14 protein-coding genes are annotated in these 12,266 nt (G+C 43.3%); 9 read left to right on the forward strand and 5 right to left on the reverse strand.

Features of this window, described 5'->3' with window-relative positions:
• Positions 1 to 150: 150 nt before the first annotated feature.
• Both IKN49_02255 and IKN49_02260 read left to right on the forward strand, forming a co-directional pair.
• Entirely contained in the window at positions 151 to 984 is an 834-nt protein-coding gene (locus IKN49_02255) for a ParA family protein (GenBank protein MBR3631872.1), read from the forward strand.
• A 5-nt stretch (positions 985 to 989) separates the two neighbouring features.
• Positions 990 to 1,880 (forward strand): ParB/RepB/Spo0J family partition protein, encoded by an 891-nt coding sequence (locus IKN49_02260; protein MBR3631873.1) that lies wholly within the window; start codon positions 990 to 992, stop codon positions 1,878 to 1,880.
• 47 nt (positions 1,881 to 1,927) lie between these two features.
• Here the strand turns inward: IKN49_02260 and IKN49_02265 are convergent, their stop codons facing one another.
• The gene (locus IKN49_02265) at positions 1,928 to 2,437 is read right to left on the reverse strand and encodes a prepilin-type N-terminal cleavage/methylation domain-containing protein (protein MBR3631874.1); all 510 of its coding nucleotides are present in this window, start codon (positions 2,435 to 2,437) and stop codon (positions 1,928 to 1,930) included.
• A gap of 452 nt (positions 2,438 to 2,889) precedes the next feature.
• On the opposite strand from IKN49_02265, the gene IKN49_02270 reads away from it, so the two are divergent.
• On the forward strand, positions 2,890 to 3,519 hold the full coding sequence (locus tag IKN49_02270) for an MgtC/SapB family protein (GenBank protein MBR3631875.1): 630 nt from the start codon (positions 2,890 to 2,892) through the stop codon (positions 3,517 to 3,519).
• Positions 3,520 to 3,539: 20 nt separating this feature from the next.
• Positions 3,540 to 4,661: a DegT/DnrJ/EryC1/StrS family aminotransferase gene (locus IKN49_02275; GenBank protein MBR3631876.1), complete on the forward strand. Its 1,122-nt coding sequence runs from the start codon at positions 3,540 to 3,542 to the stop codon at positions 4,659 to 4,661.
• 79 nt (positions 4,662 to 4,740) lie between these two features.
• Here the strand turns inward: IKN49_02275 and IKN49_02280 are convergent, their stop codons facing one another.
• The gene (locus tag IKN49_02280) at positions 4,741 to 5,406 is read right to left on the reverse strand and encodes a prepilin-type N-terminal cleavage/methylation domain-containing protein (GenBank protein ID MBR3631877.1); all 666 of its coding nucleotides are present in this window, start codon (positions 5,404 to 5,406) and stop codon (positions 4,741 to 4,743) included.
• A gap of 360 nt (positions 5,407 to 5,766) precedes the next feature.
• A complete protein-coding gene (locus IKN49_02285) occupies positions 5,767 to 6,426 on the reverse strand; it encodes an outer membrane beta-barrel protein (protein MBR3631878.1) in 660 nt (219 codons plus the stop codon).
• A 123-nt stretch (positions 6,427 to 6,549) separates the two neighbouring features.
• Between IKN49_02285 and IKN49_02290 the strand changes: the two genes are divergently transcribed.
• From IKN49_02290 to IKN49_02310, 5 genes are all read left to right on the forward strand, one after another.
• Positions 6,550 to 7,221, forward strand: a complete 672-nt coding sequence (locus IKN49_02290; protein ID MBR3631879.1) for a hypothetical protein — start codon at positions 6,550 to 6,552, stop codon at positions 7,219 to 7,221.
• The gene (locus IKN49_02295; GenBank protein MBR3631880.1) at positions 7,222 to 7,473 is read left to right on the forward strand and encodes a hypothetical protein; all 252 of its coding nucleotides are present in this window, start codon (positions 7,222 to 7,224) and stop codon (positions 7,471 to 7,473) included.
• 4 nt (positions 7,474 to 7,477) lie between these two features.
• Positions 7,478 to 8,764 (forward strand): serine--tRNA ligase, encoded by a 1,287-nt coding sequence (serS, locus tag IKN49_02300; GenBank protein ID MBR3631881.1) that lies wholly within the window; start codon positions 7,478 to 7,480, stop codon positions 8,762 to 8,764.
• Positions 8,764 to 9,963, forward strand: coding sequence for a tetratricopeptide repeat protein (locus IKN49_02305; GenBank protein ID MBR3631882.1), 1,200 nt, complete (start codon positions 8,764 to 8,766; stop codon positions 9,961 to 9,963). Before serS ends, IKN49_02305 begins: the two co-directional genes overlap by 1 nt.
• Before the next feature lie 118 nt (positions 9,964 to 10,081).
• Complete coding sequence (locus IKN49_02310) at positions 10,082 to 10,708, forward strand: porin family protein (GenBank protein ID MBR3631883.1); 627 nt, start codon at positions 10,082 to 10,084, stop codon at positions 10,706 to 10,708.
• Between the two features lie 63 nt (positions 10,709 to 10,771).
• On the opposite strand, the gene speB is transcribed toward IKN49_02310, so the two are convergent.
• Both speB and IKN49_02320 read right to left on the reverse strand, forming a co-directional pair.
• Positions 10,772 to 11,659 carry an agmatinase gene (gene speB / locus IKN49_02315; protein ID MBR3631884.1) on the reverse strand — a complete coding sequence of 296 codons (888 nt, stop codon included), beginning with the start codon at positions 11,657 to 11,659 and terminating at the stop codon, positions 10,772 to 10,774.
• A gap of 11 nt (positions 11,660 to 11,670) precedes the next feature.
• Complete coding sequence (locus IKN49_02320; GenBank protein ID MBR3631885.1) at positions 11,671 to 12,225, reverse strand: arginine decarboxylase, pyruvoyl-dependent; 555 nt, start codon at positions 12,223 to 12,225, stop codon at positions 11,671 to 11,673.
• Between the last annotated feature and the right edge of the window lie 41 nt (positions 12,226 to 12,266).

Consider the following 12,266-nt stretch of genomic DNA (forward strand, 5'->3'; position numbering starts at 1 on the left):
TGTATAGATAGAATATAACTTGTGGATAAATTATCCACAGCAATAAACAGGTCTCATAAGTAGAGACCTGTTTTTGTTTTCACGTGGAAACTATTAAAAAGGGTTGCATTTTCTTTTGATTTATGTTTTAATATATATCAAGGAGGAACTATGGGAGAAATTATTGCGATTGCCAATCAGAAAGGTGGAGTAGGAAAAACTACTACAGCTATTAATTTGGCGTATGCCTTGGCATACTTAAACCAAGAGGTACTGTTGGTAGATTTTGACCCGCAGGGAAATGCCGGTTCCGGTTTAGGAGTAGTAGTCGAAAACGGAGAGAAATCCGTTTATCATCTATTAACTAAAAATGCCTCTTTTGAGGAAGTAGTCAAACAAACCTCTAACGATATGCTCGATGTAATCCCCACTTGCAAAAATTTAGCAGGGGCAGAGGTGGAGTTGGTAAATATTCGCGGCCGTGAGAATATGCTCAAAGAAGCGCTAGCCCCGCTCCGCAAGATGTATCAATATATTATTATTGACTGTCCTCCCTCTTTAGGACTTTTGACGCTCAATGCCCTGATGGCGGCCGATAGTGTTATCACTCCGGTACAATGTGAATATTATGCCATGGAAGGGTTGGCCCATTTTATGAGCACTATTTCCAAAATCCGTCAGTTTTTAAATAATAATTTGAAATTGGACGGCGGCGTACTCACGATGTATGATTCTCGTATGAATTTGTCCAAACAGGTATTTGAAGAGGTAAGCCGTTTTTTTGGAGAAAAAGTGTACAAAACTCCCATTCCGCGTAATATCCGTTTAGCGGAAGCGCCCAGTTTTGGGCAATCTATTTTTGATTATGATCCTACCTGCCGCGGTGCTAATGCCTATATACAGCTAGCTATTGAATTTATGGCGCGGCGCGGTGTGAAGGTATCTGATTTTGAAGGATTTTCTATGAATATGGCGGGAGCCTATAATTACGATTTCGGAGGCTGATTTTTATGACCAGACAAGCTTTAGGAAAAGGTTTAGATGCTTTGCTTAAACAAACGGAAGAAGTGTTAAATCCCAATTCCGGCAGTACCACTGTCACAGACAGCGGAGTAGCCGTACAGAAAATTGATTTAAATAAAATTATTCCCAACCGTTACCAGCCGCGCCGTGTATTTGACGAGGACAAGTTGCAGGAACTGGCGCAATCTATCAAAGAACATGGCCTTACACAACCTATCGTAGTGGTATATGATGCCGGGCTGGATAAATACGAAATTGTGGTAGGGGAGAGACGTTTCCGTGCCTGTCAATTAGCCGGACTGACAGATATAGAAGCGATTGTCCACAAAGCGCTTAGCGATCAGCAAATGTGCGCTTTGGCCTTAATTGAAAACATTCAGCGGGAAGATTTAAATCCTATCGAAACGGCGCTGGGATACCGCAATTTAATGCATCAATTCGAAATTTCCCAGACGGATTTGGCCCAATACTGCGGTAAATCCAAAGGGGCCGTTTCCAATGCTTTGCGTTTACTGGAATTGCCGGAACATATGCAAGAAGCATTGCAAGACGGCACCATTACCGAAGGGCATGGCCGGGCCTTGCTTATGTTAAATGACCCGACGAAACGGGAAATTTTATTTGCGAAACTAAAAAAGAGCAAAATGTCCGTTCGCCAAGCCGAAGATGCCGCCCGTGCTTTGTTACAACCGGCCAATATAAAGTTGCCTAAACCGCCGGAAGTGGCTTCGTTTGAAAATGACTTACAAGCGGCACTGGGCACCAAAGTAGAAGTGCGCTATGGCAAAAGAATGTCCAAAGGGGTATTGATTATTCAATATCATTCGCTGGAAGAATTAGATAATTTAGCCAGCCGCTTAAAAACAAAATTATTATAATTACGACGTAATATACAAAAGCCCCTGAGAAATCAGGGGCTTTTTAACTAAAAGATTACTTTGTAATAATTATAACCATTAAGGGCAACTTGTTTTCCATCGCTTAACAACTTACTGCAAAGTTTTAAAGGATCGTCTTCGTCACAATATAAAGTAGGATCTTTTGAAAAACGATAAATAGAATATCTCCAATTTCCTTTAGCATCATATTTGTTTGCTAAAGCAATTGCTTTTCTTTGTCCGGTTCCATCAAAAGTACCAAATTGAAACTGATCATAATTTTTTCGTATCAATGTTCCAAAGCCAATGCTGTCTCCTTTTTTATCTTCTCCCGGAATTTTTATGCTTAATAAATCTAAATTAGGAGAATATTCTCCATTTTCAAGAAAATATATTTCCTGTGCGTCTCCTATGGCTTTGACGATAGAGATTGCTTGCATAGCACGTGCTTTTTCTACGGCGCGTTGATATTGCGGTAGGGCAACAGCGGATAAAATGCCGATAATGAGTACCACGACTAATAGTTCTATAAGGGTAAAACCGACACGACGTGTCACCCTGAAAGTGTCTTTGTTCAGGGTCTCAGCCTTATTAAGAGGTTGAGATGCTGAGCAGAGACGACTCAGCAGGACAATTATTTTATTGTCTTTCATATTCATTCTCCTTTTCTATTTTTGGAAAACAGACATGAAAAACGGCCGTTACCTTTGAGTTGATACCAGTTAACCCAAAATTAACAGCCGTGGTCTGCCACACCCGAAGGTATGGCAAACGCTCGGCACAAGACAAACGGGTAATTAGTCCGTTTCTCTTGTGCCTAAAACGACTGCTTTTGGACTGGTATCAGTTTTTGGTTTCCCAAAAACAATTTACAGACTTTCTCTGTAATTCCAAAAACAGAATCAAATTGTGTACTTTGCCAAAGCAAAGTGGTACTGCTTTTTCATAGTAGCAAATTTTTATTTGCCTGTCATCAGGGGTCTTGTTTTGCTATAATAAAAAAAGACCTATGGAAAACATTATTCTTAAAATTGTTTTGGCCATGATTTTAGGCGGTATCATGGGGCTGGAACGCCAATATAATGATAAACCCGCCGGATACGCCACCAATTCTATTATCTGCGTGGGGGCGACCTTATTTACTATTTTGTCTTTATATTGTGGAGACCTGGGCGGAGACCCGGGACGTATTGCGGCACAAATTGTATCCGGCGTAGGTTTTTTGGGCGCGGGTGCCATTTTGCGAGAAGGAAATAAAATTTCCGGGCTAACCACGGCGGCCGGTGTGTGGTTGGTGGCGGCCATTGGGATGGCAATTGGATTTGGGCAATTTATGTTGGCCTCGTTGGCTTGCACGGTAGTACTGCTGATGCAACTAGGTTTGCGCCGTACGATTGGGATACTAGAACGGATGCGCCGTTACGATACTATTTATTTGACCTGCGCGCCTAAATGGAGCGTAGTAGAAAAAATCTGCCAAGAAATTGAACAACAAGAAGTGCGCATTTTGAAAAAAGAAGTTTCCAAACACGACAACCATTTTGCTGTATCTATTATGGCTACGATTACCGGGCATGAATTTCAAAAAGTAACACAAAAAGTATTGGAAATGCCTGAGGTATATAGCCTCTATAAATAAAGGAGAAATAAACACTGCTTATGCCAGATAATATACCGTTGTTTAATTTACAAAAACAACACGAATCATTAAAATCCGAACTCAATGCCGCCGCATTAGATGCGCTTAATTCAATGCGTTGGTTATTAGGTCCCCAAACAGAAGGATTTGAAAAAGATTTTGCGGAACTGATCGGCGTGAAACATTGTATTTCTTGCTCGTCGGGTGCCAGCGCAATCCAAATTGCTTTAGGGGCTGCCGGCATTGGGGAAGGAGATGAAGTAATCACCACTCCTTTTACGTTTATTGCTACTACGTCTTCCGTTTCTTTAACGGGGGCCAAATTTGTATTTGCCGATATTGATCCGCGTACCTATAACATTGACCCGAAAGACATTGAACGCAAAATCACTAAAAAGACAAAAGCTATTTTGCCGGTGCATTTATATGGTTATCCGGCCGATATGGCTGCCATTATGAATTTAGCGCGCGAACACGATTTGAAAGTAATTGAAGATTGTGCCCAAGCGCATTTGGCTACGGCGGACGGAGTAAAAGTGGGCGGCATTGGTGATGCGGGCGCTTTTAGTTTTTACCCCAGCAAAAATTTGGGTGCTTGCGGAGACGCCGGCGCCATTACCACCAACGATGATGAAATTGCAGACCGCTGCCGCAGTCTGCGCCACAGCGGCCGCGCCAAAGACAAAGCGTACGAGTATGATTTGGAAGGTTCTACCTTGCGTATGGATGAAATTCAGGCCGCTATTTTGCGCGTGAAAATGAAACATTTACAAGAATGGACCGATGCTCGCCAAAAAGTAGCTTCTTGGTATGCAGAAGGGTTGCAAGGATTGCCGGTCGTGACACCGCCGGTACCTCCTGCCGGATATTCTCAATCTTACTACGTGTATACCTTACGTGTGGAAAACCGCGACGCGCTGCAAGCGTACTTGAAAGAAAACGGAATTGGCTCTGCGGTGTACTACCCGGTGCCTTTGTATAAACAACCGGCCTATAAACATTTAGGTTTTAAGACGGAAGATTATCCCAATGCAGAAAAAGCCGCTAAAGAAGTATTGTCTATCCCGATGTTCCCGGAACTGACGGAAGCCCAAGTGGCGCGCGTGTGTGATACGATTCGCGCTTTTTACGAAAAGAAATAAAAAGTAAGCCAAATAAAAATCCCCAAGCAACTAAAATGCTTGGGGATTTTTGTGATACTGCAAAAAGAGTTTGCAAACGTTAAGAACACAGGGCCGCGATATTGCTATCCGTTGGACGGCCGCCTGTTTTAACCCACCAATCACAAACCATTTGGGTGGTGTCTGTTTGCGCGGGAAATCCGGATGCTCCGTCCCCATAGGGAGACTCTTGTTGCCATTTCCACGGTTGTCCGATATATTTTGCAAAAACATATAAATTTCTTCCTTTGAGCACAAATTTAGACGAAGAGGGAGCCCAAACAATCCTATAATAAGATCCGGTCATAATACCATAATTTCCATATTTATTATTACAGTAATAATAGCCTCCAGCGTTAGTAGAGTAACTGCAAGACCACTCAGGTCTATCAATAACACCTTCAAATGAAGTGGTACGTATGTACCCATTTTCCATAGTATATGCATCTATGGTATCCATGAGATATTTTAAATCCATTTGCACTTGCACAAATTCTGCCTTGCGCGAAGCTTTTTCATACATGGGCATGGCAATAGCCGTGAGTAGGCCAATAATAAGAACCACAATCAGTAACTCAGTAAGGGTAAATGCCTTTATGAAATGATGTCTTCCCTGAGATTTGTAATTGGGGACCTCCTCCTTGCCAACAACCAAGCGTTTGAGATTCCCGACTACGACCTTCGGGAATGACAGAACATTTAATAACAATTCTTTTTCATTTTCCATATCGTTCTCCTATTTTCTGTCTTTGGGAAACGGAAATGACCGCAAAAAAACGGCTGTCTATATTGCGTCAGAGCAAGTGCCGCAAATATAAACAGCCGTAGTTTGCCACCCCATAGTTACCCACAGGGATGGCAAACATTTGGCACAAGAAAAAGGGGTTATAAGGCCCTTTCTCTTGCGCCTGATATCGGCTGTTTTTGGACTTGCTCTGAATTGCCTGATGGCAATGCTCCGTATTCCGCATACGGTTCCAAAAACAGATTAAATTGTCTTACTACAATTTTAGTATAACAAATTTGAGGATAAATAAAAAATCCCCAAGCAACTAAAATGCTTGGGGATTTTTGTGATGAGAACTGATTAGAATTTTATACCCAGTTTAAGCATCACAGTCCAGTAGTCATAATGACTATGCCCAAATTGGGATTTCATATCGCTGCGAAGGCCTGCCCACGTATAGCGAGCTTCCGCACCGAATAAGACGGTTTCGTCCAAATCAAATTCTACACCGCCGCCAAACATCCAGCCAATGTCTAAGCTATCATAGTTTTTGCTTTTGCCGGTAGTATCATTTTTCTCGTGAGCAAAGGCATACGCTCCGCCGATACCAGCCGTTCCGTATAAGCGAGTCATGGCTTCGGGAAATAAATAGGCGCGTCCCACAAACATAGCCGTTCCGACTCCGGCGTTATAATTGAATGTTTCGCCGGCCACTTTGAAATCATCTCCTTTGGAAAATCCGGCATAGTTGCCATCTAAACCCAAAGAAAGCCACGGCAAAATGTTGCGTACAAAAGCGATGCCGGCACTAAAACCCGTATCGCCGATTTCTAATTTTTGTCCGTTGGCCTCCCAATCTACATTCGGCCAAGCTACCCCGCCGAAGAATTCTACGCGGGACATATTGGTGCGCAACCCGTATTTAGGAGTATCCTTGTAGGTGCAGCATCCGTAAGGTTCATGCGCGGCGTATAATGCCGGGGCACAGAACAAAACTGCTAAAAGCAATAATTTTTTCATAATTCTCCTCTGCTTAAAAATTCCCTTCCTTCATATTGTATTTTTTTGCTAGGTCTTTGACAATATGTGCTTTTGCAAAATGCTATGTAAATGAGGAGGGGTTAAAAATTATATAATAAGAGTATGAAGAAATGGTGGCTATTATTTATGGCAGTATTGTTGTGGGGATGCACTCCCAAAACAGTGATTAGCCAAAGTTATGATTTCGATAAAGTGGACCGCATCGGCGTGATGGGGTTTACCAGCCCGTACAGCAGTTTATCGGGCGTAGAAAATTTATTTGCCAAGTATTTAATTGAATCGGGTTTTAAGGTGGTGGAACGCGCCCAACTTGATGCCGTGTTACAAGAACATCATATTTCCGTATCGGGTTATTTATCTCCGGCCACTACTAAAAAAATAGGAGAAATTTTAGGGGTAGATTTATTATTGGTAGGGGAAGTAACTTCTTACACCCCCACACGCAAAGAGATGACACTGGTAGCCACACACAAAACAGAGGCGCATCCGGTTTATGCGCAAACCTTTATGCCGGGACCGGACGGCCATCCAATGCCGATAGCTCAGCAGGTAGGCACCACGTATAGCCAAAGCACGGACGTGCATCCCAGTGAGTATACTATTAATGCTCAAGTGGGTGTTATCGCCAAATTAATAGATGTGGAAACAGCCGAAATTGTGTGGATAGGATCTTTATCACAAGAGAGTTCCAGTGCCTTAAACGCCGCAGACAGTATTGCACGCAGTTTAGTGAAAAGTTTTACCAAAGAGCTTTCCAAACGACGAGGAAAATAAATGCAACCGGTCACCCGTCAGCAGAGAATATTGTCTGCTCTATTATTGAGAGGATTTTTTTTCGTTGTAAAAGTAGGGACGGTCAGCTTCCTATTGCTGGCGGCAGTATTGGTATTAAGCCAAACAGCCGTAGCTCCGGTAAGCAGCCGATTATTAGGAATGTATGCGGTGGAATATACGGCTAAAACCGTAAAACCATATCGCCATTTTTTCCCGCGACCCTACGTGGTAAATTTAGAAGAAAAGAGGTAATTGCATGCTAGATATTAAACAAATTGTTGCCGCACCCGAAGAAATAAAACGCCGCTTGTCTTTACGCAAACCGGAATTAACGGCTCAGATAGATGAAGTGTTAGGTGTGTATGAAAACTATAAAAAGATTTTGGCTTCTGTAGAAGAATTACGTGCCAAACGTAACAGTCTTTCCAAACAAATCGGTCAAATTAAAAAGGAACAAGGCGACGAAGCGGCCGCCGCTACTATGAAAGAAGTGGCTCGCCTAAAAGAAGAAATGGCTCAGCAAGAAGCCACCTTGGAGCCGCTTAAAAATCAAATGGATGAACTGCTTTTGAGCATTCCCAATTTGCCGCATGAAGGTATCCCCGTAGGCAAAAGCGATGCCGATAATCCGGAAGTAAAAAAATGCGATATACCGCTTCCGCAATTTGATTTCAAACCGTTAGATCATCAATCTGTCGGCGAAAAACTGGGCATTTTGGATTTTGCCGCCGCCGCTACGTTGTCGGGCAGTCGCTTTGCTTTATATAAAGGAGACGGGGCCCGCTTGGAACGCGCGATTATTTCTTTCTTTTTAGATACGCACGCCAAAAAAGGCTATACCGAAATTTTACCGCCGGTTATTGTCAACGAAGATATTATGTACGGTACCGGTCAATTGCCCAAATTCCGCGAAGATATGTATGAACTGACCGGAGAACCGAAACAGTTTTTAATTTCTACGGCTGAAATTCCGCTGACCAATTTGAATCGTGCGCGTCAAATTGCCGAGAGTGAATTGCCTATTAAACTGACTGCATGGACGCCGTGCTTCCGCAAAGAATCCGGCACCTACGGTAAAGATACGCGCGGTTTAATTCGCAATCACCAATTTAATAAAGTAGAGTTAGTGATGCTCTCTAAGCCGGAAGATTCTTACAAGATGTTGGAAATCATGGTAGAAGATGCCCAAGACGTGTTGCGCCAATTAGGCCTGCCTTTCCACGTAGTGGAATTGTGCTCGGGCGATATCGGTTTTTCGTCGGCCAAAACCTATGACATTGAAGTATGGATGCCCAGCGAAAACCGCTTCCGCGAAATTTCTTCCTGCTCCAACTGTTTGGACTTCCAAGCCCGCCGCATGGGCATGCGCTATAAAAATGCGCAGGGAAAACTGGAATATGTGCATACCTTAAACGGTAGCGGCGTAGCCGTAGGTCGCACCTTTGCGGCTATCTTGGAAAACTTCCAACAAGCCGACGGTTCTGTAATTATTCCGGAAGTTTTACGTCCGTATTTTGGCAAAGATAAAATTGAGGCCAAATAATGCGTAAAGTATTTTGTTTCATAGCCGCGGTCTGTTTTGCCGCGGCTGGTTTTTCTCCTCTGCAAGCGGAAATTAAACTGCCGCCGGATGTAATGCAATATGCTACGACCGGTATTAACGGCGTGTACACCTTGGACTTTGACACCGCTAACGAAAACATACAAAAAGTATTTGATTTATATCCGGATCATCCGTTTGCGCATTTTGGTAATGCCATGGTGGCATGGGCGCGCTACGAATATGAATTTGAGTTAAGCGACGGCGAACAGCAGAAAAAATTTGAAAAAATTTTAGATGATTCTATTGCCGGTATTAAACGTTGGATTAAACAAAATCCCGACGACCCAAACGGGTATATGGGGATCGGTGCCTTGTATGGATTGCGGGCGATGTTTTCCATGCGTACGCGCAGTTGGGTGACGGCTTATTTTTCCGGCCGCAAAGCGATTTCTAATTTGGAAAAATCAATGAAGCTGGACCCGACGTATTATGATGCGTATTTTGGACTGGGCATTTACAATTATTTTGCAGGTACGCTGCCTAATGTTATTAAAATTTTGGCCAAAATCGTAGCGATAAAAGGAAATGTAGACGAGGGTGTGCGTCAGCTTAATATCGCGCGTGAAAAAGCCACTTTCACTTCAGACAGTGCCAAACTTATTTTAATTGAAATACAAAATACGCGCGGCAATAAATACTATGCGCCCGATAAATCTTTGCAATATATTCAAGAACTCCACGCCAAATTTCCGGCAAATCCCTTAATGCATTATGTGGTGCTGATTTGCCAGTTTGAAAATGAACAATATGACGAAGTATTGGCCGGCGGGCAAGAATTTTTAAGTTTAATCGGTTCCAATAAATTTTATAAAGAGATTTATATTCCGCGTGCTTACACCGCTATCGGTACCTCTTATATGGCTAAAGGGGAATGGGAAAAAGCACGGGATGCTTTTGAACAAAGCCGCAAGGCCAGTGCCAATCAAGCACCCAGCCGCTGGGGCGTGTGGAACGAGTACCGCTTGGGCCAAGTGTACGATGTGCTCGGCCAGCGCGAACAAGCCATTGCCCAATATAAAAAAGTACTTTCTTTTAAGGACAAATGGGGTTTTGACAGTTTTGCCAAAGCAGGACTAAAAACTCCTTGGCAAGCCGCCACCGGCAAAGACGTAGGGCCTTTGCCACCCCAACAAAGTTGATCGGCGCGTACTCCTTTTTTGGAAAATCAAAAATTATTTTTGCAAAAAATCAATTGATTTTTTTGATTAGATTTATGTTAAGATATAGGGGTAGTCAATCTTAGAAAAGGAGAACTCAATGAAGAAAGTAATTATTGCTGTACTAGCAGTATTGATGGTTGCTCCGGCCTTCGCCAATAACTGGGGCGTAGGCTTGAAACTTGGTGCCGGTCAAAACGACCCGAAAGCCATGAAAGATGTGTATGATAATCCCCCTGCCGGTGTGACTAAGACGGAATTAGACAAAAACGCTGGCTATTTCGGTTTGGAAGCCATGTATGAATTTGACCTTAATGATGAAGCCAATAAAATCGGCGTCAAAGTAGGGTGGGATATGTATGGCGAAAATAAACTGGAATTAAAAGCTCCGGGTGCGAAAGAAGAAGTAACAGAAGAAACCTATTCCTTCCCTTTCACAGTGTATTATAAACGTGATAATGGAGTGAAAAACTTTAGTTGGTACGGTGGCGCTGGTTTCACCATTTTGCGCACGAAACTAGATGCCAAAGGCGCCTATTTTGGCGATGACAGCAAAACCAAAGTGTTTCCGCATATCGTAGCCGGTGGCGAATATCGCTTTACCCAAGTATTTGCTTTGGGTTTAGAAGCTCGCTACAATATTGCCGCTAAAGTGAAAAAAGGTGGAGATGTCTATTCTGACCGCTCCGGCTTTGGTGGTGCTTTAACCGGCCGCTTCTATTTCTAATTTAACTTAGAAATAATAAAACCCCGCTCCGATGAGCGGGGTTTTTAGTTGTATCCTAAAGGTTTATTTCTTTTTTTGCCCTTTTACGGTTAAATAACCCATTAAGCGGTAAATCAACTTAGAGGTATTGAACTCTGTAATCGGGTCAGCTTTGCGTTGACACGCTTCCACCACGTCCACCGCTACGATTTTCTTTTTGGCGATGACCGCGCGGAATAAGTCTAGTGCCTCATACCAGCCAAACCCGCCGGGTTGCGGCGTGCCGGTAGCCGGAATGACCGATGGATCAAATCCGTCCACGTCAATAGTGATATAAACCGTATCCGTCAGTTTTTTAAGTACTTGCGGAATGAGTTTATTGACGTCGCGGTTTTCGTGTGCAAAGAAAGTAGTTACTTTGCCGGCATTGCAGTATTGTTTTTCTTCACTGGCTACACTGCGAATGCCTACTTGCACCACGGGCACTTGGCGCGAAGCCGGATATAAAGCGCAGGCATGACTTTTAGGTGTTCCTTCAAAAGTTTCGCGCAAATCGGCATGGGCGTCAAAATGTAAAATGCTCAAATTTTTATAGGCTTCAATATACGGTTGAGCCAGTGCTTGTGTAACCGTATGTTCTCCGCCGATATAAAATGGAGTGCATTGTTTGTATTGCATAAGGTTGCGCACGGTTTTATCAATTTCTTTGAAAACTTTATTGGTGCTACCGCTGCAATTTACCGCCGGACACGTATGAATGCCTTCTTCCCAAGTTTCCGTATGTGTTTCTTCGTCCCAGAGTTCAATTTGAGTAGAGGCTTCAATCACGGCCGCGGGGCCTTTGGCCGTACCATGACCGTAACATACTGTTTTTTCAAACGGTACCGGCACGACGGCGAATTTACAAAGGGCCAGAGAGCTTTTTTTGCTCTCTAGCCCCATAAACTTATCGGTTTGTACGTTGTCGCTCACAAGTGGCCTACTTATTTGACAAACACGGCAGCGGCAATAACCGTGGTCCACATACCGTCTACACAAATGGCAGATTGGGTAATGTTGGTGGTCTTTACGATTTTACCGCTCATTTTCCAAATTTCTTCTTTTTGATCCCACGTGGTATCGCTATCAAAGTCAATACCTAAGGTGGTGGATAACATCATGGCCGCCAAGTCTTCGGCATAGTCACCGGCTTGTTTATCCGTTTCACCAAAGCTGTGGTGTTCCGACAAATAACCATGATAATGTTTGCCGTCTTTAGGAATAGCCACACCCACAGAAGCCGAGATTAAGCGGCGATATTCGTTGCTGGTGTTGCGGCTAATGACGCAATGCAAAATTTGTCCGGTTTTGAGTTGGCTTACGCCTTTGGACACGGGAATAATTTTGCATCCCGGGGGGAAAATGCTGGATACCGGCACAATGTTAAACGGCGCAATTTTGGCATCGCGCAAGGCTTCTTCAAAGCTCGCCAGTTTTTCTTTGTGACGGCCGATTCCTTTAGTTAGGAATATTTCTTTGGGTACAAACGGTTCGTACATGTTATTTTTTAATTCCTCGTGTTAATAAGAATTAATATAAT

This window comes from Elusimicrobiaceae bacterium, from assembly GCA_017528825.1.
Lineage (GTDB): Bacteria > Elusimicrobiota > Elusimicrobia > Elusimicrobiales > Elusimicrobiaceae > Avelusimicrobium.